Genomic DNA, 22,044 nt, shown 5'->3' with positions numbered 1-22,044 from the left:
GGGGTTCATCCACGCATTGCGTGGATCTACGCGATCAGTACCAGGCCATCCGGGAACACGATCGCCGCTTCATCAGCGCTCACGTCGAAGAAGCCCACACCGTGCTTCTCGGCCAGGTCCTGCACGCGGCCATGCGCGCGCTCGGCCACCGAATAGGCGAACGCGCCGTAGATCACCTGACTACCGATGCTGTACTCGGTCACCTCAGCACGATCATCGTCGTCATTGCTCAACGGCCCGTTCATTGGCGGAAATTCCTGTGCCATCTCCGCGAACCACGCCTGCAACGCGGGACTGCTGACCGCCGGGTCGTCGTACTCGTGGCGTTCGTTCCACTGCGTCTGCTTCTCGAACCAGGCGATGAAGGCCGCCGCCTCACGTGGAGCGGTGCTGGCCTCGAACACCATCATGTCGTAACTCATTGAACCGTCCTGCGGGCGTGGTGAAAGGCTGCCGGGCGTCGCCCGGCGCTAGTGCTCATTATCAGGCCGATGCAGTGTTGGCATCCGCCAGCCCCGGCGCCAACGCCTTCGCCTCCGGGAACAGCGCGAAGCGCAGGCCGATCAAGCCCATCAGCGCCTCGTCGCGCGCCTTGCAGGCGGCCACGCTGCCGACCCGGCCCAGCGAGGTATCCAGCCGCTCGCGCAGCGCCTCGGCCGCCACAATCGGTTTGCGCGCGGCGATCTGACGGCGGTAATGCACGGCGATTTCTTCCAGGATGTGCTCGACCGCTTCGCGGCTGCGCTCGGGCAGTTCCAGCCGTGCGCGACGCAACTGCAGGATGTTCAGGCCGATGCGCGCCTCGTTGAGCATGTCCACCGAGGCGATGTCGCTGCCCTCGGGCGTCGCTGCCAGGCGCGGTGCGAGCAGGCCCAGCAGGTCGAGCATGCGTGCGGCGAAGCGCTGGCGGTCCTGCTGGCCACGGCCTTCGGCGGCCTCGGCCAGCGTGGTCCAGCCCTGCCGCACCAGGCGGCGTGCGGTCCACTCGGCACCCACCGAACGGAACAGGCGGGTCATCACCACCGCAAAGCCAATGCCGATGAACATCGCAATCGACGAGTTGAGGAAGGTCTGGATGTTGGCGCTGTAGGTGTTCTGCAGGCTCAGCAGCGCGGCCAGGTTCACCGTCAACGGCAACGCGAACAATGCGCTCTTGGGGTGGTGCAGCATCAAGCCCAGCGGCAGGAACGCCACCGCCAGCACCAATGCCAGCAGGCCGAAGTCGTGCACCGCCGGGAACACGCCGAACAGGTACACGCCAGCCACCACCGAGGCGACCATCGCCCACACCAGGAACGACACCATGCTCGGTGCCGGGTCGTCCTGTGCAGCGAAGAATGCAGCGGTCACCGCGGCCATCATCGCGCCGTTGCCACCACCTTCCCAACCCAGCGCGATCCACAGCACGCAGTAGCTCATCAGCGCCACGCCGGCACTGAGCGCGGAGAACAGGGCCATGCCGTAGTCGACGTGCTTGTCGGCGGCCACGCGTTCGGTGCGGATGCGGTAGTGCGCGCGGTCCAGCGGCGCGGTGCCGTGGTCGATCGCGTGCTGCAGGGTGCGGCAGTCCTGCCACAGGTCCACCAGTTCCTCCAGGCGCAGCAGCAGGCTGGCCAGCTGCAGGTGCTGCAGGTCGCGGTCCACCTGCGGCTTCAGTGCGCTGATGCGCGCGCGCAGGCGGGCGTATTCGCTGGCGTTGGTCGGCCCGTCCAGCCAGTCATGGATATCGTCGACCAGTGCCGGCAGTCCTTCCGGCAGGGCCTGGCCATCGCTGCGCAGCGCGCTCAGGCGGTCGGCAATCGAGGACAGCACCGGCAACAGCAGCAGCATGCGCTCGCGCAGGCGCTCCATCGACACCGCCGAACCGGCATGGCGTGGATCATCGCGGCGCAGGAACTCGATCAGCGCCTCGAACTGCACCAGGTCGGCGGCCAGCCGGTTGCGCGGCGCATGCGCGCGGCCACGTTCAAGGATCTGCCGGCACCACTGCGCAGCGTCCTCCATCCAGTTGCCGATGCGCGCGCGCAGCATCGGACGTACCGAGGCCGGGAACAGCAGCGACGCGAACAGCACCGCCACCACCGTGCCGAGGATGATCTCCTCGCTGCGTGCCACCACCGTGTCGAAGATGGTTTCCGGCGAGGTCACCGCCGGGAAGCCGATGAAGGCGGTGGTGTAGCCGGCCAGCAGGAACGCGTAGCCGCGCGGCCCGCGGTTGAGCAGGGCCATGAACAGGCAGCCGGCCAGCCAGATCGACATTGCCGCGCTCAGCACCAGCGGCGTCTCCACCAGAGCCGGCAGCACCAGCAGGGTGGCCAGGCCGGCCACCAGGGTGCCGACGATGCGGTACACGCCCTTGGCCCGGGTTGGGCCCAGCAGCGGCTGGCTGACGATGTACACCGTGCCCATCGCCCAGTACGGGCGCGACAGGTTGCCGGCCATGGCGATGTACAGCGCGGCCACCGCGGCCAGGTAGGTCTTGATCGAGAACAGCCAGGCCTGGCGGTCGGTCAGCGCGTTCATGGCTTACTTCGCTGCGGTCGAGGCGTTGGGCGCGGCGGCGCTGGCCTGCCAACCGCCACCCAGCACCAGGAACAGGTGGATCTGGTCGCGCGAGACCTGCGCTTCGGCGGCGGCCAGGGTGGCGTCGCTGGTGGCCAGGCTGCGGTCGGCATCCAGGCTGGACAGGTACGGCGTGCGGCCGCCCTGGTACAGCCGGCGGTTCTGCTCGGCGGCCAGCGCGGCCTGCTCCTGCGCGATCCGCAGCGACTGCAGGCGGCGCAGGTCCTGTGCGTAGCGGTCCAGTGCGGTCTGGGTCTCGCGCAGCGCCTGCAGCACGGTGTGGTCGAACTCGGCCAGTGCGGCATCGGCGCCGGCCTCTGCGGCATGGATGCGCGCATGGGTGCCCGACGACGGCAACGTCCACGAGATCAGCGGGCCGATCGACCACTGCTGGGTCATCGGCGTGCCGAAGTCCTCCAGCAGGCCGGCGGCACCGAGCGAGGCACCCAGGCGGATGTCCGGGTACAGCTCGGCGGTGGCGACACCAATCCGCGCCGTGGCCGAGGCCAGCTTGCGCTCGGCCTGGCGCACGTCCGGGCGGCGCTGCAGCAGCGCGCGGCCATCACCGACCGGCAGCGGCTGCGCCAGGCTGGGGGCATGTGCACAGTCGATCACACCGGCCGGCAGCTGGCCCGGGGTCTGCCCCAGCAGCGCGGCCAGCGAATAGGCGGCGGCCGAGCGCTGCGCCTGCAGCGGCGGGAGTGCAGCTTCCAGCAGCGCCACCTGGGCATTGGCGCGGGCCAGTTCCGGCGGCGTGCCACGGCCGGCCGCGATCAGGCGCTCGGTGACCGTGCGGCTGCGCTGCTGCAGCTGCAGCGAATGCTCGGCCACGTGCAGTTCGTGGTTGGCGTGGCAGATTTCCAGGTAGCTGTCGGCCACCTGCGCGACCACGCTGACCTGGGCCAGGTCGCGCGCCGCAGCGACCGACTGCTCGTCGGCACGCGCCGCTTCGGCGCCGCGCTTGAGCTTGCCGAACAGGTCGAACTGGTAGCTGACCGCGAACTTGCCATCGGCCAGGTTGATCACCGGCAGCTCGTGTTCCTGCAGGAACGATTCGGCCGACAGCTGCGCGCGGCTGACGCCGGCCTCGGCCTCGTACTCGAAGCCACCGGCGTCCAGCGCCTGTTCGTACACCGCCGCCGCACGACGCAGGTGCGCATCGGCGGCTTTCAGTTCAACGTTGTCGCGCAGCGCCTGGGTGATCAGGCCATCCAGCATCGGGTCGTTGTACAGCGACCACCAGCGGTCGGGCAGCGCCTGGTTGGCGGCGATCTGCGGGTTCTGGGTATCGATGAAGGCCGCATTGGCCTGCGGGCGCTTGAACGCCGAGCCCTCCGGCAATGCATAGTCCGGGCCGACGGTCCTGCAGGCCGCCAGGCTGGCCAGCGCAACGATCAGACCGAGACGGGGCAGGGCGGCGTTCACAGGCCCGCCTGTGTCGGCGCAGTGCCGGCCTTGTCGTTGTGCGGATGGCGGCCGGTGTCCACGGTCACCGTGGCGGTGCGGCCGGCGATCAGTTCCACGCCCTTGGGTACTTCGTCGATGGCGATGCGCACCGGAATGCGCTGTGCCAGCCGCACCCAGTCGAAGGCCGGGGTCACGTTCGGCAGCAGGGTGCTGCCGTTGCTGCGGTAGCGGTCCTCGATGCCGGCGGCGATGCTTTCCACGTGGCCACGCAGCGGGGCCGACTCGCCCATCAGGCGGATGTCCACGCTCTGCCCCGGAGCTACGCCGCGCAGGCGGGTTTCCTCGAAGTAGCCATCGATGCGGAACGAGCCGGTATCCAGCAGCGCCAGCACCGGCTTGCCGGCCACCACGTAGTCGCCCACGCGCAGGGTGCGGTCGTTGACCCGGCCATCGGCCGGCGCGCGCACCTCGGTGCGGTCCAGGTTGAGCTCGGCCAGGTCGACCGCCGCCTGTGCGGTGGCCAGCGCGGCCTGTGCGGCCTGCAGCTTGGCGCGGCGTACTTCGGCGTCCTCGGCGGCGACCAGGTCCTGCAGGCTGCGGTCACGGCCGATCTCGCGGCGCAGCTGTGCCACCGAGGCCTGGCGCTCGCCCAGGCTGGCCTTGGCCTGTTCCAGCGCGATGCGGTAACGGGCACGGTCGACCACGAACAGCAGGTCGCCCTTCTTCACCGCCTGGTTGTCGGCCACCAGCACCGTTTCCACCAGCCCGGATACGTCCGGCGCCACCTGCACCACGTCGGCGCCGACATGGGCATCGCGGGTCCACGGCTCATCCATGTAATAGACCCACAGCTGGCGCAGCACCAGCAGGGCGACGATCACGGCTGCGCTGGTGAGCAGCACCGGCAGGGTCTTCTTCACGATCTTGTTCACGATTGCATCCAACGCAGGAGGTGGAACAGCAGGCCAAGCACGATCCCGTACAGCGCCAGGTTGAACAGCGCCGGGTGCCATACATGGCGATAGGCGCCGACACGCTGCAGCAGCGCGTGCAGGCCGCTGTTGACCAGATAGGCCAACAACATCAACCCGAGCAGGGTCGGGACGAACACTCCGTGGAGACTGAATTCACCGGGCATCGGTAGGGGCGGGGGCGAGGTGGGGGAGGGGAGGAACAACGAAACAACAGCAACGGGCAAAAGCCGCTGGCGTGTGCACGGCAGCGGCGGTATTCGGGGGCAGCGCTCTTACGTGATGCGGTCGGCGGCCTCGGCCAGCAGGCGCCATGCCTTCAGCACGGCGTGCAGTTCATCCATGGAAAGCTCGCCGAACACGTCCTGGCGCAGGCCGATCAACTGGTCTTCCAGCTCGCTGACCAGCGCGTGTCCCGCGTCGGTCAGCCACAGCAGGTTGGCGCGGCGGTCGCTGGCGTCGCTCTCGCGGCGGACCAGGTCGCTGGCGCACAGCTTGTCCAGCAGGCGCACCAGGGAAGGACCCTCCATGCCCAGCTGCTGGGCCAGCGCCACCTGGCGGATGCCACCGCCGGAGCGACCGATCATCAGCAGCGGCATGGTGCAGGCGGTGGAGATGCCGTAGCTGCCGAGCCGGCTGTCGGCCAGGCGCTGCCACTGCCGCCCTGCGTAAAGCAGGCCGGAGCTGAGCTGCATCTGCAGCACGGTGCGTTCGTCGAGGGGTCGGTCCATAAGAGATAGATAGGATACTACTAATTTCATTCCTATCAATGGGTTTTTCTGAATGGGCGGGGTGTAGTGAGGAAAGCGTTGCGCCACGTTGCTACGGGTAGGGCAGCGGGGGCCGGGCGGGGCAGGACGCGCCGTGAACCCATCCTTGGGAGCTCGGCCGCGGCTTGCTCGTGTGCGCGTCCTGCGCACACGGCAAGACCGGCGTTGGGCGTCCTGCCCAACCCGCCCGAGGCATGCCTCGGACCCATGCCGCGGACGGTCCTGCCCCGCCCGGCCCCCGCTGCCCGCCCATCACCCCGCGGGCGCGGTGGGTTGGCTCTTTAAAGGCAGAAGCAGGGCGGACCAACGGTCCGCACCCACCAGGGCAGCAGCCTGCGTACTCTCCGAAGCCATGAAACCCAGCTCTTGACCCCGCTTTCGGGCGGTCCGGCCGCGCCCGCAGGAAACCGTCAGGGAGGGGGAGAGGGGGCTGCGCAGGACCGTTGGCGCCATGGATGGCGCCATCGAGCCCCCATGGGTGAGGGCGCTTTGCCTGCGAGGCATGCCTCGCAAGCGCTCGAACGCACAGCCGCCAGCGGCTGGGCCGGACCCCGGAGGGGGGTTTACGGCGTGTCCTGCCCTGCCGCCCTTCCCCATCCAGACCCGTAACAGGCAGGCGCCGCCAGACCCCCGATGAACCGTCCCAACAGGACGACCCACCCCCCGGTCGGGTACGATGCTCGCCCCCCGTTCGGGACGCTGTACGCAATGAGCAAGAACAACGAAAAGGCCGCCCCGCAGGGCGACGTGACCCAGGACCAGGCCGAGGATGCCGTGCGCACCCTGCTGCGCTGGGCCGGTGAGGACCCGTCCCGTGAAGGCCTGCTGGATACCCCCCGCCGTGTCGCCGAAGCCTATGGCGACTGGTTCAGCGGTTACCGCGACGACCCGCGCGCCTACATGGAGCGGACCTTCGAGGAAGTGGCCGGCTACGACGAGCTGATCGTCCTGCGCGACATCGAGTACGAAAGCCACTGCGAGCACCACATGGCCCCGATCATCGGCCGCGTGCACGTCGGCTACCTGCCGGCCGGCAAGGTGGTGGGCATCAGCAAGCTGGCCCGCGTCGTTGAAGCCTACGCCCGCCGTTTCCAGGTGCAGGAGAAGATGACCGCGCAGATCGCCCAGTGCATCCAGGATGTGCTGCAGCCGATCGGTGTCGGCGTGGTCGTCGAAGGCGCCCACGAATGCATGACCACCCGTGGCATCCACAAGCGCGGCGTCAGCATGGTCACCTCCAAGATGCTGGGCAGCTTCCGCGACGACGCGCGCACCCGCGCCGAGTTCCTGCGCTTCATCGAAGTGGGCGGCAAGCGCTGAGCCGCTTGCCCGCACTCCGCCGGCCCCTGCGGGCCGGCATGCCCACGGCTGCCCGCGCGGCCGCCGTGCGTGGCTGCTCGTCCCCGCCAGCCCTCATGACTCCTTTCGCTGCATGAAGCATCGCGAACGCATCTCCCGTTACCGCCATCTGCGCGAACAGCCTCAATGGAAGCTGCTCGCCGCCGACCACGCTCCGGAAATCATCGGCCTGCTGCAGGGGCTGCTGATGGACGGCGAGCGCACGCTGTCGTCGTCGGTGCTCAACGAGCGCCTGCAACGTGCGCTGGACCAGCTCAACGGCGACGAACTGTCGCGCGACCTGCCGCGTACCGCGCAGGCCTACATCGCGCACTGGCTGGCCCAGGGCTGGCTGGAACGCCGCCTGCCCGAAGGTGCCGACCAGGAGCAGTACGAACTGTCGACCGCGGCGCTGCAGGCGATCCGCTTCGCCGATGGCCTCGAGCAGGCCCGCGTGGCCGCCACTGAAAGCCGCCTGGCGCTGGTCATCGAACAGCTCTCGCAGCTGGCCGCGCAGACCGAATCCGATCCGGACGCGCGCCTGTCGGCGCTGCGCGACGAGCGCGACCGCATCGACGCCGAGATCGCCCGCGTTGGTGCCGGCCGTGTGATCGCACTGGACGGCAAGCGCGCGCTGGAACGTGCGCGCCAGATCATCGGCCTGGCCGACGAGCTGACCGAGGACTTCCGCCGCGTGCGCGACGACTTCGAGCAGCTCAACCGCGATTTCCGCGAACGCATCATCGACGACGAGGGCGAGCGCGGCGATGTGCTGTCGCAGCTGTTCGAAGGCGTGGACGTGATCGGCGAGAGCGATGCCGGCCGCAGCTTCCAGGCGTTCTGGCGACTGCTCAACGACGCCGAACAGAGCGCCCAGCTCGATGCTGCGCTGGAAGCGGTGCTGGCGCGTGGTTTCGCGCGCCGCCTGGACCGCAACGAGCGCAACTTCCTGCGCGGCTTTACCAGCACCATGCTCGAGCGCGGTGGCCAGGTGCACGATGTGCTGCAGAACTTCGCGCGCAGCCTGCGTGGCTTCGTGCAGAGCCGTGGCTACCTGGAACAGCGCCGCCTCAACCAGCTGCTGAAGCAGGCGCAGTCCGAAGCACTGGCCCTGCGCGACGAGTTCCCCGCACAGCGCGGCATCGGCCGTGACCTGCAGCTGACCACCAGCCGCCTGCGCTCGTGGTCGCAGTGGAGGCTGCACGATCCACGCAGCGCCCAGGTCGATGGCAACGTCGAGTACAACGACGCGGCCGCGATCAGCCTGGAAAGCGTCGGCGATCTGGTCGCTTCGTCCGAAATCGACTTCCGCACCCTGCGCCGCGACCTGCACGACCTGCTCGATGCACAGCCGCGGCTCAGCATCGCCCAGGCGCTGTCGCAGCGTGAAGCGCCGCAGGGCCTGGGCAGCGTCATCGGCTACCTGTCGCTGGGCACGCGCTTCGGCAACGTGATCGCCGGCGAGCAGGAGCTTGCCGAATGGCGTGGTGGCGACGGCCAGATCCGTCGCGCCCGCATCCCGCTGGTTTGGTTTACCCAGGAGAGACGCCATGAGCTGGCATGAAGATCCCATCGACGCACCGCAGGCCGATGTGGCGGACGACGCCTACGAAGCCGAACCGGTGGCGGCCGTGGCGCAGCCCCGCCGTGGCAACGACGTGTACTACCTCGGTGATACCGGGCGCCTGCCGCTGGATGCGCGCCGCGCGCTGTGCCAGCTGCTGATCGGCCCCAGCATCGACCAGCTGCGCCACGCCAAGCTGTGGCCGGCGCTGATCCGCAGCGAGGCGGCCATCCGCTCGTCGCTGGCGGACCTGTTCCTGGAACTGGTGCTCGACCGCGACAGCGGCGTGGCGTTCACCCGCCAGGCCGATACCGAAGACGTTGATGCGCCGGTACTGCTGCGCACCTCGCCGCTGACCTTCATCGATTCGGTGCTGCTGCTGTACCTGCGCCAGCAGCTGGCCGAGGCCGATGCGCGCGGCAACCGCGCGGTGGTCGCAGACGCCGAGATGGCCGAAGCGCTGGCCATCTACGAAAAGAACCTGTCCACCGACCGCGCCGGCTTCAACCGCCGCGTCGCCTCGGCGGTGCAGAAGATGAAGGACAACCACATCCTGACCCGCCTCAGCGGCCAGGAAGACCGCCACGAAGTCTCGCCGGCGCTGAAGCTGCTGTTCTCCGCCGAAGACGTGTCCCAGCTTTCGGCGGTGTACCGCCAGCTGCGCGAAACCCCGGCCGCCGAGGCCTGAGAGACCCGACCATCGCATGGCTATCTCCAAGCACACTCCCGCACTGTTCAACGAAGGCCTGCCGGACCCGCGCCTGCAGCAGTTCCGCATGCGCCGCCTGCAGGTGCACAACTGGGGCACCTTCAACGGCCTGACCGAAGTGCCGATCGCCGAGCGCGGCTTCCTGTTCGTCGGCCGTTCCGGCTCGGGCAAGTCGACCCTGCTCGACGCCATGTCCGCGCTGCTGACGCCGCCGGCCATCGTCGACTTCAACGCCGCCGCGCGTGAAGCCGAGCGCAGCGGCCGCGACCGCAACCTGGTGTCCTACGTGCGTGGCGCGTGGGCCGACCAGCAGGACAGCGGCACCGGCGAAATCGCCACCCAGTACCTGCGCAAGGGCGCGACCTGGACCGCACTGGTGCTGGAATACCGCGCCGGCGATGGCCGCGTGGTCAGCCTGGTGCGCCTGCTGTGGATCTCCGGCAACGGCACCTCGGCCGGTGACGTGCGCAAGCACTACATGATTGCCGAGCGCCCGTTCGACATCGCCAAGGATCTTGGCGGTTTCGACCTGGACCTGCGCAAGCTCAAGCAGAAGCTGTCCGACCTGCACCACTTCGACACCTTCTCCGGCTACGCCGAGCGCTTCCGCGACCTGCTCGGCATCGACAACGAGATGGCGCTGCGCCTGCTGCACAAGACGCAGTCGGCGAAGAACCTGGGCGACCTCAACGTCTTCCTGCGCGACTTCATGCTCGACACGCCGAAGACCTTCGACGCCGCCGAGCGCCTGGTCAGCGACTTCGCCGAGCTCGATGGCGCGCACCAGGCCGTGGTCACCGCGCGACGTCAGGTGGAAACCCTGCTGCCTGCACGCGCCTACTACAACGACCTGAAGGAAATGCACCGCCAGCGCGGCGACGACGAAGCACTGAAGCTCGGCGTCGACAGCTTCCGCGAAAGCCGCCGCCAGGCGCTGATCGAAGCGCGCCTGCGCGAGATGGACGTGCGTGACCGTGGCCTGCTCGGCGAAGAGGCCCAGCGCCGCGCCGCGCTGGACAACCACACCGAGCGCCTGGCCGAACTGGAACTGCAGCGCCGCCAGCAGGGCGGTGAGCGTATCGAGGAACTGGAGCGCGAGCAGGGCCGCGCCGAAGCCGAGCGCGACCGCCGCAAGGCCAAGCGTGACCAGGCCCAGGAGGCGGCACAGCAGCTGCAGGCCGAACTGCCCGACGATGCCCATGGTTTCGCCGAGCTGGTCGAGCGCGCGCAGAACGAACTGCAGGACCGCCAGCGTGCCTCGGCAGCACTGGACGATGCGATCAGCGATCGCCTCGGCGGCAAGCGCGATGACGAGCGCCGCTTCGGTGAAGTGCGCAGCGAACTCGAAGCGATGCAGCGCACGCCCTCCAACATCCCGGCGCCGATGCAGAAGCTGCGCGCGCGCCTGGCCGAGGAAACCGGCATCGCTGAAGCGGCGCTGCCGTTCGTCGGCGAGCTGATCCAGGTCCGCTCGGAAGAGCAGGGCTGGCAGGGCGCCATCGAGCGCGTGCTGGGCGGCTTCGCGTTGTCACTGCTGGTCGATGACAAGCACTACAACGACGTCGCCGAGTGGGTGAACCGTACCCACCTGGGCATGCGCTTCACCTACTACCGCGTGCGCCGCAACGATGATGCGTTCGCGCGCGAGCCGTCGGCGAAGTCGCTGCTGCACAAGCTGGAGCTGCGCGAGCATGTGTTCGAAAGCTGGCTGCGGCGCGAGCTCGGCAAGCGCTTTGACTACGAATGCGTGGATGCCAAGCAGCTGCGCAACGTCGACCGTGGCATCACCCGCGAAGGCCAGGTCAAGCATCCGGGCGACCGTTTCGAGAAGGACGACCGCAGTGCGGTGGGCGACCGTCGCCGCTGGATCCTCGGCTTCAACAACCACGACAAGGTGGGCGCCTTCGAGCGCGAAGCGCAGGAACTGGCCAAGCGCATCGCCAGCTGCGAGACCGACATCGCGCGCCTGCGCGGCCAGCGTGACCGCGACAACGAACGTCGCCTGGCCTGCCACGAGCTGGTCAGCATCAGCTGGAACGAGATCGACATCGCTGCCCCGCAGCAGCGCCTGACCGATATCGAAGCCACCCTGCGCGACCTGCGCGAAGGCAATGCCGATCTCGCCAAGCTGGCCAAGCAGATCGACGCCGTGCGCGCCGACATCGAACAATCCCGCCGCACCTATGAAGACGTCCGTGTCGAGCGTGGCCAGCTGGTCAAGGAACGTGATCGCCTCGACCGCGCCCGCCAGCAGAGCCGTGCGCTGGTGCTGCCGAGCCTGGCCCAGGAGCAGGAAGCCGGCCTCGCCGAGCGCCTGCAGGAGCAGGGCCCGCTCAGCCTGGAAACGCTGGAAGCGCACATGCGCCAGGTCAGCAACGCGCTGAACGAGCAGCTGTCGTCCTCGCAGCAGGACCTCAACCGCATCGAGAACCAGCTGATCGGCTGCTTCCGTCGCTTCATCCAGCAGTGGCCGGAGGAATCGGGCGACTTCACCGTCTCGGTGGCCTCGGCCGAGGACTTCCTCGCCCGCCTCGAACGCCTGGAGCGCGATGGCCTGCCGCAGCACGAAGAGCGCTTCTTCGATCTGCTGCAGAACCAGAGCAAGAACAACCTGCTGGCCCTGCAGCGCCACAGTGCAGAGGCACGCAAGTCGATCGGCCAGCGCCTGGACGAAGTGAACGCCAGCCTGGAGCAGGTGCCGTTCAACCGTGGCACGCTGCTGACCATCGAACTGAGCGACCGCCGCCTGCCCGAAGTCGGCGAATTCCACCTGCAGCTGCGTGAGGTGCTGTCGCAGCAGCAGACCGAGCAGCGCGAGCTGGCCGAGTCGCAGTTCACCGTGCTGCGCCAGCTGGTCAACCGGCTCGGCTCGCAGGAAGGCGAGGACAAGCGCTGGCGCGAGCTGGTGCTGGACGTGCGCATGCACGTGGAGTTCATCGGCGTCGAGCTGGATGCGGAAACGCGCCAGCAGGTCGAGATCTACCGCAGCGGCGCCGGCAAGTCCGGCGGCCAGCGCCAGAAGCTGGCTACCACCTGCCTGGCGGCAGCGCTGCGCTACCAGCTTGGCGGTGCCGACAGCCAGCTGCCCAGTTACGCCGCGGTCGTGCTTGACGAAGCCTTCGACAAGGCCGACAACGAGTTCACCGCACTGGCGATGAACATCTTCGACAACTTCGGCTTCCAGATGGTGGTGGCCACCCCGCTGAAGTCGGTGATGACGCTGGAGCCGTTCATCGGTGGCGCCTGCTTCGTCGAAATCAGCGGCCGCCACGACTCCGGCGTGCTGCTGATCGAGTACGACGAAGAAGGCAAGCGCCTGAAGCTGCCCGAGCGCAGCCGCCAGCAGGCCAACGAACCGGAAGAAGCCGAGGCCTGACCCGGCCGATTGAATGGGAATGCCGGCCAGCGGCCGGCACTACCCATGGGCGGGGTTCATGACCCGGTAGTGCCGGCCGCTGGCCGGCAACCGCACTCACGCTCCGCGCTACGTATCCCACGCCATCCGCGCGATCAGCACCACCACCAGCCCCACGAACAGCTTGCGGATGAACGGCGTGCCGCCCTTCAGCGCCAACCGCGTGCCCACCACCGAACCGATGATGTTGGCCGCCGCCATCGGCAGCGCGAACAGCCACAGGATGTTGCCGGTCGGCACGAAGAAGGAGATCGCTGCAACATTCGTCGCCAGGTTCACCACCTTCGACGCGGCAGACGCGCGCAGGAAATCCAGGCCGAAGAAGCGCACGAACAGGAAGATCAGGAAGCTGCCGGTGCCCGGCCCGAAGAAACCATCGTAGAAGCCGATCGCCGCACCGATCGCCAGCGCGATCACCAGCTCGCGGCGGCCGACTTCCTGCGGCCGGTGCAGCGCGCCGAAGTCCTTTTTCCACAACGTGTAGGCCAGCATCGCGATCAGCAGCACCAGCACCAGTGGGCGCACCGCGTCCTTGGGCAGCAGGCTCACCGCGGTGGCCCCGGCGAAGGAGAAGATGAAGGCGGTGCCGGCCGCGAACAGCACCGGCTTCCACGGGAAGCGCACGTTGCGCGCATAGCGCCAGGCAGCCGCACCGGTGCCGAACATCGAACTGAACTTGTTGGTACCGAACAGCATCGCCGGCGTCTGCTGCGGCAGCACCGTGAACAGGCCGGGCAGCTGCACCAGGCCACCGCCACCCACGGCGGCATCCACAAGGCCGGCGATGAAGGCGATCACCACCAGCCACCACAACTCAGGGGGAACCAGTTCCAGCACGGCGATCAATCAAGGTGGGGGCGCGACAGCATACGCCTGTCCTGCTTCAGCTGGCCCGTGCCGCGCGTGGATCAATCCGCGCAACCCGGCGACAATGCCGGCATGAGCCGAAAGCCCGCCGATCCCTGTCCCTGTGGCCTGCCCGCCGACTATGCCGCCTGCTGCGGCCGTTTCCACGCCGGTGAACCCGCGCCCGATGCCGAGCGCCTGATGCGTTCGCGCTATAGCGCCTACGTGCGCGGTCTGGCTGACTACCTGCGCCAGAGCTGGCATCCGGACACGCGTCCGGCCGAGTTGTCGCTGGATGATGCGCCCGGCCAGCGTACCCATTGGCTGGGCCTGACCGTGCACGAGCACACCGTCACCGGTGCTGACAGCGCCGATGTCCGCTTCACCGCGCGCTATCGCATCGGCGGCGGTAGTGCGGTCAAGATGACCGAACACAGCCGCTTCCAGCGCATCGACGGCCGCTGGTACTACCTCGACGCGGTCTGAGCCTCAGCCGCCACGCACGGCCAGCACGCGCTGACCGCCGTGCGCGTGCACCTGGTTGCGCCCCCCGTCCTTGGCCACGTACAGCGCCTGGTCGGCGGCCTTGACCACTGCCATCGGGCGCGGATCCACATGGCTGTCGGCCAGGCCGATGCTCACCGTCACCTGTACCACCTGGCCGCTGCCACCGCGTCCGCGCTGCTGGCGGCCGGCTTCGTCATCGCGGCTGCGGGTGCTGCGGTCGCGCAGCTGCATGCGGGTCTCCTCGATGCTCTGCCGCAGCGCCTCCACGGCATCCATGCAGGCCGCCGCAGGGCGGTCCAGGAACACCACCGCGAACTCCTCACCGCCATAGCGGAATGCACGGCCACCGTCGCCCACCCGCGCCAGCCGCGAGGCCACCAGGCGCAGTACATCGTCTCCAGTGTCGTGGCCATGGGTGTCGTTGAATGATTTGAAGTGGTCCACGTCCACCATCGCGATGCTGTAGGTGCCGCGTGCCCGCTGCAGGGTCTCGTTGAATGCCCGGCGTCCGGGCAGGCCGGTCAGCTCATCGCGGAAGGCCATGTGGAAGGACTCCTGCAGCATCGCACCCAGCATCAGCAGCAGGGCGGCACTGCTCAGCGCCGGTAGCAGCACCGGGTGCAGGAACACCCGTGGCAGCATCCACCACAGGCACAGCAGGGCCAGCAGCATCGCCGTATGCAGTGGGCGCGGGTGCCGCCACGCCTGCCAGCCCAACGCTGCGGTCGCCAGCAGGAACAGCAGCGCCGGCAGCTGCGCCAGCGCGTTCCAGTCGGCGGGAATCCAGGCCCAGTGACGGTTCGACAGCAGATCGTGCATGCCGCGCGGCTGCTGTGTGGCTAGCAGCAGGAAGATCATCACCGCGGTGCCGATGGCAATACCGCGCAGCAGCAGGTCCTGGCGCCGCCGTCCGCGCTCCGGCCACAACGCAAGGCCGGCAGACAACAGCGGCAACCAGGCCGAGATGGCGTGGAAGCGCAGCGGTGTCAGCGTGGTGACATGGCCATTGCGCAGGTAGCCAGCGACGTCCTGGTGCAGCAGCGCGAACATCACCGCCACAACCATCAGCAGGCACAACGTGCGCACCTGGTGGTAGAGCAGGGCCAGGCCGGCACCGAGGCAGGCCAGCAGCCAGGGCAGGATGCGCTGCGCCGGGCTGGCTACGTCTGCGGTATCCAATGCGGTCCACACCACCACGGCAACCAGCACGGCAGGCAGCACGAACAGGTAATGCGCAGGCTGGCGGAGCGGATGCAGGGGCAAGCAGGAATTCCAGCGCGGTGACGACGCGGCCGCAGCATTGCCGTTAGCGGCGTTCGTGGTGGCTTCTTGAATGCGGCAGGCTCATCCATGTGAACGAAGTGACGCCGAACCATGACGTCGCACTCACCGTCCAGCGCCGATGCTGCCCACATGGACAGCGTACCCGCCGCCGTCGCTGCCCCGCAGCACGATCTCGCCCGCCAGTTCGCCCATGTACGGACGCGCAGCCTGCAGCTGGCCGCGCCGCTCAGCGCCGAGGACGCCATGCTGCAGAGCATGGCTGACGCCAGCCCGAGCAAATGGCACCTGGCTCACACCACCTGGTTCTTCGAACGCTTCGTGCTGGCCGGCTTCCCACCTGCACCGGCGCATGACCCGGGCTGGGACTACCTGTTCAACAGCTACTACAAGAGCATCGGTCCGGCGCATGCGCGGCCACAGCGCGGGTTGCTGTCGCGCCCGTCGCTGCAGCAGGTGCGCGACTACCGCCAGCAGGTCGATGCGCAGGTGCAATCGAGGTTGGCGGCGGGCGATCTCGATGAACAGGCACTGCAACATCTGCAGCTGGGCCTGCAGCACGAGCAGCAGCACCAGGAACTGCTGCTCACCGACATCAAGCATGCGTTCTGGTGCAACCCGCTGCAGCCCACCTACCGCGAGGACCTGCAGCCTGCCACCAGCGCTGCCAGTGCGCAGGGCTGGATCGAATCACCCGAGCGCATCGTCACCGTCGGCGCCGCGGCATGGCCGCAGCAGGCCGCGTTCGCCTACGACAACGAATCGCCAGCGCACCGCGTGCTGCTCCCCGCGCACGCATTGGCCGAGCGTCCCGTCAGCAATGCCGAGTATCGGGCCTTCATCGACGCCGGTGGCTACCGTGAACCGCGCTGGTGGCTCAGTGAAGGCTGGGCATTGCGTGAAGCCGAGGACTGGCGGCATCCGCTGTACTGGGATGACGCCCTGCAGCGCGAGTACACCCTGGGCGGTTGGCGCGAACTGGATCCGCACGCGCCGGTCTGCCACCTCAGCTACTACGAGGCCGATGCCTGCGCCCGCTGGTCCGGCGCACGCCTGCCCAGCGAGTTCGAATGGGAAGCGGCTGCGACGTCGCAACCGGTCAGCGGCCACTTCGCCGAGGATGACCACCTGCACCCGTTGGCGGGGCAGGGCAGTGGACTGCGCCAGCTGTTCGGCGATGTCTGGGAATGGACCCAATCGGCCTACGGCGCTTATCCCGGTTTCCGCCCGTTCGCCGGCAACCTGGGTGAGTACAACGGCAAGTTCATGTGCGGGCAGTGGGTGCTGCGTGGCGGCAGCTGCGCGACACCCCGCGGCCATGTGCGCGCCAGCTACCGCAACTTCTTCATGCCGCCGGCGCGCTGGCAGTTCTCCGGGCTGCGCCTGGCCAGGGACCTCACATGAGCACCGTGCATAACGCGCTGCAGGCATTGACCGATCTCACCCCCGGGCGGCAGCAGATCCTCTCCGACGTGGTGGCCGGGCTCTCACGTACGCCGCGGCAGCTGCCGTCCAAGTACTTCTACGATGCGCGTGGCTCGCGCCTGTTCGAGCAGATCACGCAGACCCCCGAGTACTACCCCACGCGCACCGAGCTGGCCCTGCTGAAGCGTGTGCTGCCGGACATCGCCCGCAGCGTTGGCCCGCGTCTGCACGTGGTGGAGCTGGGCAGCGGCAGCGGACGCAAGACCGCGCTGCTGCTGGCCGCACTTCACGACCCGGTGGCCTATACGCCGATCGAGATCTCGCGGGCCGCGCTGCTGTCCAGCATCGATCATCTGGCGCCGGCGTTGCCGGAGGTGGAGATGCTGCCGGTCTGTGCCGACTTCACCCGCCCCGTCGCCGTTCCCATGCCCGAGCGCGAACCCGCGCGACGGCTGCTGTTCTTCCCCGGTTCCACGCTGGGCAACTTTGAAGGCGAAGACGCGGTCGCACTGCTGCGGGCGATGCGCCAGACGATGGGCCGCGACGGCCTGGCCCTGGTCGGCATCGATCTGCACAAGGACCCGGCGCTGATCGAAGCGGCCTACAACGATGCGCAGGGCGTCACTGCCGCATTCACCCTCAACCTGCTGGCCCGGCTCAACCGCGAGATCGGCAGCGACTTCGACCTCGACGGCTTCCACCACCGTGCCTGCTACAGCACCGCGCGGCTGCGCATCGAAACCGATCTGGTCAGCCGCTGGGCGCAGGATGTGCATCTGGATGGCCGCAGCTTCCACGTTGCCGCCGACGAACCGATCCGCGTGGAGTACAGCCACAAGTACACCGACGGCAGCTTCGAAGCGCTGCTGCAGCAGGCGGGCCTGCAGGTCATGCAGCGCTGGGACGCCGACAGTCCCGCCTATGGCCTGCGCCTGCTGCGCACCGTCTAGGGCGGACGGCCAGCGGGTGCCGCTTCAGGTTCAGCGACGCCGGTGCCCCTAAGATGGCCGTGCAACGGCAACACGGAGGACGCCATGCCCATTCTGACCACGCTCGGCCTGGCGGCCGCTCTCGCCTCGCCCCCCGCGTTGCCTGCAGCACCGGATGCCAGCGTCGATCCGGCCTTCAGCCGCTGCCTGACGGGCCTGCAGGCCACGGCCGCCAGCCAGGGCATCAGTGCCGATCGCTTCAATGAAATCACCGCCGGGCTCACCCCGGACCCCAGTGTGCTTGGCCTGCTCGATGCGCAGCCGGAATTCACCACGCCGATCTGGGACTACCTGGCCGCGCTGGTCGATCGCCAGCGCGTGGCTGATGGTCGCGCCATGCTGGAGCAGCATCGCGACCTGCTCGATCGGGTGTCGGCGCAGTACGGTGTCGATGCCGCCACCATCGTCGCGGTCTGGGGCGTGGAGAGCGACTACGGCCGCGTGTTCGGCAAGCGCCCCCTGCTGCAGTCACTGGCCACGCTGTCCTGCGCCGGCCGTCGCCAACCCTTCTTCCGCGGTGAATTGCTGGCACTGCTCAAGCTGATCGACCGCGGCGACCTGCAGGCACAGGGCCTCACCGGTTCCTGGGCCGGTGCCTTCGGGCATACGCAGTTCATGCCCAGCACCTACGCACGCATCGCCGTGGACGGTGATGGCGATGGCCGCCGCGATCTGGTCGGCAGCATTCCCGATGCACTGGCGTCCACCGCCAACTACCTCAAGCGCGCCGGCTGGCGCAGTGGCGAGCCGTGGGGCATGGAAGTCCGCATCCCACCGGGCTTCAATGCCAGCCAGGCGGGGCGTACCCAGCGTCGCGCCCTGGCCGACTGGCGCGCGCAGGGCGTGACCGCGCTGGATGGCAGCGCGCTGGCACCGGCCAACCTCCCGGCCGACGCGCGCGCGGCGCTGCTGCTGCCGGCGGGCATCAAGGGCCCGGCATTGCTGGTGTTCCGCAACTACGACGCGATCTACAGCTACAACGCCGCCGAAAGCTATGCGCTGGCGATTGCCACGCTGGCCGACCAGCTGCGTGGCGGCACCGGCCTGGCCACCGTCTGGCCGACCGATGATCCCGGCATCGGCCGCGATGAACGCCGCCAGCTGCAGACCCTGCTGCTGGCGCGTGGCCACGACATCGGTACCGCCGACGGCATGATCGGTACCGCCACCCGTCGCGCGATCCAGTCCGAGCAGCAGCGCCTGGGCTGGGCCAATGCCGATGGGCGTGCCGGCCAACGCATCCTGCGCGCGCTGCAGGAAGAGGCGGCCGCCATCGCACCCGCTGCGCAGAAGGCCTTGCCCCAGGCACGCTGACCGCGACATCATCGCCGCGGTCTTCAAGGAGCGTCATCGCATGCAGTCGGATCCGGACATCAGCAGCGGCCTGTATCACGGGCTGGAGGCCTGGCACGTGCGCACCCCCAGCGCGACGGCGGTCATCAGCGTGTTCGGCGGACAGCTGCTGTCGTTCATTCCCGATGGGCAGCCCGATGTACTGTGGCTTTCGCCCACGCGCGCCGAGCTGCCCACGCCCATCCGCGGTGGCGTCCCGGTGTGCTGGCCGTGGTTCGGCCGCCAGGGCCAGAACAATGATGTGCCCGCGCATGGCCTGGTGCGCACCGCGCGTTGGGAGCTTCTGCAGGCCAGCCAGAGCGATGACGGTGAGGTCGAGCTGCAGTTGGCACCTGCACCCTGCGCCGATCCCGGCCTGCGCCTGCAGATGCAGTTGCGCATCGGCCGCCAGCTGCGTCAGCAGCTCGTCACCGAAAACACCGGAACCTCGCCGGTGACCTTCACCCAGGCCCTGCACAGCTATTTCCGGGTGGGCGATGCCAACCAGATCGAGGTCGAGGGCCTTGACGGCCTGCAGTACCTGGACAAGTACGAGGACTATGCGCAGCTTCGCCTGCAACAGGGACCGTGGTCATTGCGCGATCCGCGTGACCCCGGTCGCAGCGATCGCATCTATACCGGTGCCGGCGGCCATTACGTGCTGCGTGATCCCGTACTGCAGAGGCGGATCGAGATCCGCAGCGAAGGCAGCCAGACGCTGGTGGCCTGGAATCCCGGTGCGGAGGCGGCAGCGAAAATGGCCGATGTCGGCGAGGGCTGGCGCGATTACGTATGCCTGGAAGTGGCCAACGCAGGCCCGGAGCAGATTACGCTTGCGCCGGGTGCGCGCCATCAGCTGGTGCAGACCCTGGGCAGTACCGCGCTGTAGGCGCGGGCAACGATTTCAGTTTGTCGATGCAGGTAGCAAGGACGGAAAACATGCAGGAAGCACAATGGTGGTACGCCAATGGCAGGCAGAGCAGTGGGCCGGTGGATCTGGCCGGTCTTCGCCAGCTGCAGCAGGAAGGGACGGTTACGGCGCGCACCCTGCTCTGGTGCGAAGGTATGCCCTCATGGCGGCCGTTGGCGGAGCTGGATCAGGCCTCAACGCAGGTCGAGGTGGCTCCGGTCCTGGATATCGACGCAGCGCCTGCGGCTGAGGGCATTGCGCCGAGCGTCGGCGATCCGTCCGACCCCTATCGTGCGCCGGTCGCTGCACCGGATGTGGCTGCGGCTGCAGGGCTGGAGGGCGAGATGGCCTTGTACGCCAGCGTGGTCGGCGGCAACTTCCCGATCTATCGCCAGCGCTGGCGGCTGGATCAGGGCGTTGCCACGGGCAGTGGCACCTGGCATTGGCCGGCCTTCCTGCTCGGCCTGATCTGGATGATGTACCGCAGGATGTACCGCCTGGCGGCGATGTGGGCTGGCCTGCTGCTGCTGATCAGCGTGGTGGAGACCTGGCTGGATGTGCCGGATGGCCTGTCGCTGGTCATCACCTTCGCGCTCAGCATCACCACCGGCATCTTTGGCAACAGCTGGTACCTGGCGCACTGCCAGCGCCTGATCGCCCAGGCCCGTGCCGTCACCGGCGACGATGATGCACGGCTGCGCAGCGAGCTGACAGCGCGTGGCGGCACCAGCGTGGTCGCCACACTGATCGCCATCGTCATCGCGGTGGTGCTGAGCACCGTCGGCGCCGCACTGGCGGGATAGGGCAGGTCAGCGGCCCTGACGGGGCCGCAGCACCAGCAGGCACAGCGCACCGGCCACCAGGCCCCAGAACGCCGAGCCGATGCCGGCCAGTGAGACGCCCGAGGCGGTGACCAGGAAGGTGACCAGTGCCGCCTCGCGGTCCCGCTCTACTGCCAGCGCACTGGCCAGGCTGTTGGCGATGGTGCCGAACAGCGCGATCCCGGCCACGCAGGCCACCAGTTCCTTCGGGAAGGCGGCGAACAGTGCCGCCACGGTGGCACCGAACAATCCGATGATGATGTAGAAGGCGCCTGCCGCCATCGCTGCGGTATAGCGTCGTGCCGGGTCCTCATGCGCATCGCGGCCCATGCAGATCGCTGCGGTGATTGCCGCCAGGTTCAGTGCGTATGCACCGAACGGTGCCAGCAGCGTATTGACCACACCGATCCAGCCGATCAGCGGCGACACCGGGGCGTCGTAGCCGGATGCGCGCATCACCGCCACGCCCGGAATGTTCTGCGAGGCCATGGTGACCACGAACAGGGGCAGGGCGATGCCAGCCACTGCAGTCCAGGACAGGGATGGGGTCACCCATTGCGGTACCGCCAGTTGCAGCTGCACCTGCTGTGCGTGCAGCAGGCCACGGCTGGCCGCCACCGCGATGCCGACCAGCAGGGTGGCGATGACCGCATAGCGCGGGAACAGGCGGCGTCCGCCCAGCCAGGTGGCGAACATGGCCAGCGCCAGTACCAGTTGGGTGTTCATGGCCACGAACACGTCCAGGCCGAAGCGCAGCAGCACCCCGGCCAGCATGCCGGCGGCCAGCGCCATCGGCACCCGCTGCATCAACCGGGCGAAGATGCCGGAGAAGCCTGCCAGCATGCCAAGCACCGCAGCGAGCAGGAATGCACCGGTGGCTTCAGCGAGCGAGGCACCGCCTGCACCGACCACCAGCATCGCCGCGCCCGGGGTTGACCACGCGGTCACCACCGGCACGCGATAGCGCAGCGACAGCCCGATGCAGGTGACACCCATGCCCAGTCCCAGTGCCCACATCCATGAGGCGATCTGTGCCTGGTTGGCACCGACGGCTTGTGCAGCCTGGAACACGATGACGGCCGAACTGGCGAAGCCGACCAGCACAGTAATGAAGCCGGCAACGAGGGCCGGTACTGAAAGGTCGCGCCACCACGCTTGCCGCACCTGCATGTTCATTGCCGTCTCTCCACTGTGCAT

Annotated in this window: 19 protein-coding genes; 10 read left to right on the top strand and 9 right to left on the bottom strand. The window is 68.4% G+C overall.

Going from position 1 to position 22,044, the window contains the following annotated elements; all coding sequences use genetic code 11:
• Window positions 1-26 precede the first annotated feature (26 nt).
• From ACZK3J_RS22460 to ACZK3J_RS22435, 6 genes are all read right to left on the bottom strand, one after another.
• On the bottom strand, window positions 27-422 hold the full coding sequence (locus ACZK3J_RS22460; protein WP_032130526.1) for a hypothetical protein: 396 nt from the start codon (window positions 420-422) through the stop codon (window positions 27-29).
• Window positions 423-483: 61 nt separating this feature from the next.
• Window positions 484-2,523, bottom strand: a complete 2,040-nt coding sequence (locus tag ACZK3J_RS22455; protein WP_197655743.1) for an FUSC family protein — start codon at window positions 2,521-2,523, stop codon at window positions 484-486.
• Window positions 2,524-2,526: 3 nt separating this feature from the next.
• Window positions 2,527-3,987 carry an efflux transporter outer membrane subunit gene (locus ACZK3J_RS22450; protein ID WP_197655744.1) on the bottom strand — a complete coding sequence of 487 codons (1,461 nt, stop codon included), beginning with the start codon at window positions 3,985-3,987 and terminating at the stop codon, window positions 2,527-2,529.
• Window positions 3,984-4,901 carry an efflux RND transporter periplasmic adaptor subunit gene (locus ACZK3J_RS22445; protein ID WP_197655745.1) on the bottom strand — a complete coding sequence of 306 codons (918 nt, stop codon included), beginning with the start codon at window positions 4,899-4,901 and terminating at the stop codon, window positions 3,984-3,986. The genes ACZK3J_RS22450 and ACZK3J_RS22445 overlap by 4 nt, the downstream gene beginning before the upstream one ends.
• Window positions 4,898-5,107 (bottom strand): DUF1656 domain-containing protein, encoded by a 210-nt coding sequence (locus ACZK3J_RS22440; protein ID WP_109814706.1) that lies wholly within the window; start codon window positions 5,105-5,107, stop codon window positions 4,898-4,900. The genes ACZK3J_RS22445 and ACZK3J_RS22440 overlap by 4 nt, the downstream gene beginning before the upstream one ends.
• 108 nt (window positions 5,108-5,215) lie before the next feature.
• Window positions 5,216-5,671: a MarR family winged helix-turn-helix transcriptional regulator gene (locus tag ACZK3J_RS22435; protein WP_012481667.1), complete on the bottom strand. Its 456-nt coding sequence runs from the start codon at window positions 5,669-5,671 to the stop codon at window positions 5,216-5,218.
• 747 nt (window positions 5,672-6,418) lie between these two features.
• On the opposite strand from ACZK3J_RS22435, the gene folE reads away from it, so the two are divergent.
• From folE to ACZK3J_RS22415, 4 genes are all read left to right on the top strand, one after another.
• Entirely contained in the window at window positions 6,419-7,030 is a 612-nt protein-coding gene (gene folE / locus ACZK3J_RS22430; RefSeq protein WP_004141296.1) for a GTP cyclohydrolase I FolE, read from the top strand.
• 112 nt (window positions 7,031-7,142) lie between these two features.
• Complete coding sequence (locus tag ACZK3J_RS22425; RefSeq protein ID WP_032130217.1) at window positions 7,143-8,612, top strand: DUF3375 domain-containing protein; 1,470 nt, start codon at window positions 7,143-7,145, stop codon at window positions 8,610-8,612.
• The gene (locus ACZK3J_RS22420) at window positions 8,599-9,300 is read left to right on the top strand and encodes a DUF4194 domain-containing protein (protein ID WP_153856618.1); all 702 of its coding nucleotides are present in this window, start codon (window positions 8,599-8,601) and stop codon (window positions 9,298-9,300) included. The genes ACZK3J_RS22425 and ACZK3J_RS22420 overlap by 14 nt, the downstream gene beginning before the upstream one ends.
• A 16-nt stretch (window positions 9,301-9,316) precedes the next feature.
• Complete coding sequence (locus tag ACZK3J_RS22415; RefSeq protein ID WP_049460686.1) at window positions 9,317-12,697, top strand: ATP-binding protein; 3,381 nt, start codon at window positions 9,317-9,319, stop codon at window positions 12,695-12,697.
• 108 nt (window positions 12,698-12,805) lie between these two features.
• Here ACZK3J_RS22415 and ACZK3J_RS22410 read toward each other — a convergent pair whose 3' ends face one another.
• A complete protein-coding gene (locus ACZK3J_RS22410) occupies window positions 12,806-13,573 on the bottom strand; it encodes a sulfite exporter TauE/SafE family protein (RefSeq protein ID WP_134951630.1) in 768 nt (255 codons plus the stop codon).
• Between the two features lie 102 nt (window positions 13,574-13,675).
• Between ACZK3J_RS22410 and ACZK3J_RS22405 the strand changes: the two genes are divergently transcribed.
• Window positions 13,676-14,068 carry a YchJ family protein gene (locus ACZK3J_RS22405; protein WP_049460684.1) on the top strand — a complete coding sequence of 131 codons (393 nt, stop codon included), beginning with the start codon at window positions 13,676-13,678 and terminating at the stop codon, window positions 14,066-14,068.
• 3 nt (window positions 14,069-14,071) lie between these two features.
• On the opposite strand, the gene ACZK3J_RS22400 is transcribed toward ACZK3J_RS22405, so the two are convergent.
• Window positions 14,072-15,352 (bottom strand): GGDEF domain-containing protein, encoded by a 1,281-nt coding sequence (locus tag ACZK3J_RS22400; protein ID WP_049460682.1) that lies wholly within the window; start codon window positions 15,350-15,352, stop codon window positions 14,072-14,074.
• A 150-nt stretch (window positions 15,353-15,502) separates the two neighbouring features.
• Here ACZK3J_RS22400 and egtB point away from each other — a divergent pair, with 150 nt between their 5' ends.
• The 5 genes from egtB (at window position 15,503) to ACZK3J_RS22375 (ending at window position 20,829) form a co-directional block, all read left to right on the top strand.
• Window positions 15,503-16,774, top strand: coding sequence for an ergothioneine biosynthesis protein EgtB (gene egtB, locus ACZK3J_RS22395; protein ID WP_478476995.1), 1,272 nt, complete (start codon window positions 15,503-15,505; stop codon window positions 16,772-16,774).
• The gene (egtD, locus tag ACZK3J_RS22390) at window positions 16,771-17,745 is read left to right on the top strand and encodes an L-histidine N(alpha)-methyltransferase (protein ID WP_478476260.1); all 975 of its coding nucleotides are present in this window, start codon (window positions 16,771-16,773) and stop codon (window positions 17,743-17,745) included. Before egtB ends, egtD begins: the two co-directional genes overlap by 4 nt.
• 84 nt (window positions 17,746-17,829) lie before the next feature.
• Entirely contained in the window at window positions 17,830-19,098 is a 1,269-nt protein-coding gene (locus ACZK3J_RS22385) for a lytic murein transglycosylase (RefSeq protein ID WP_478476259.1), read from the top strand.
• A gap of 40 nt (window positions 19,099-19,138) precedes the next feature.
• A complete protein-coding gene (locus ACZK3J_RS22380; RefSeq protein WP_049460674.1) occupies window positions 19,139-20,005 on the top strand; it encodes a D-hexose-6-phosphate mutarotase in 867 nt (288 codons plus the stop codon).
• A gap of 50 nt (window positions 20,006-20,055) precedes the next feature.
• Complete coding sequence (locus tag ACZK3J_RS22375) at window positions 20,056-20,829, top strand: DUF2628 domain-containing protein (RefSeq protein ID WP_478476258.1); 774 nt, start codon at window positions 20,056-20,058, stop codon at window positions 20,827-20,829.
• A gap of 6 nt (window positions 20,830-20,835) precedes the next feature.
• On the opposite strand, the gene ACZK3J_RS22370 is transcribed toward ACZK3J_RS22375, so the two are convergent.
• Window positions 20,836-22,023 (bottom strand): benzoate/H(+) symporter BenE family transporter, encoded by a 1,188-nt coding sequence (locus tag ACZK3J_RS22370; RefSeq protein WP_134951627.1) that lies wholly within the window; start codon window positions 22,021-22,023, stop codon window positions 20,836-20,838.
• Window positions 22,024-22,044: the final 21 nt, after the last annotated feature.

The sequence above is a fragment of the Stenotrophomonas sp. 86428_Sma genome (assembly GCF_056481585.1).
Note: the sequence above shows the minus strand (reverse complement) of the source record. Positions and strands in the feature narration are given on the sequence as shown.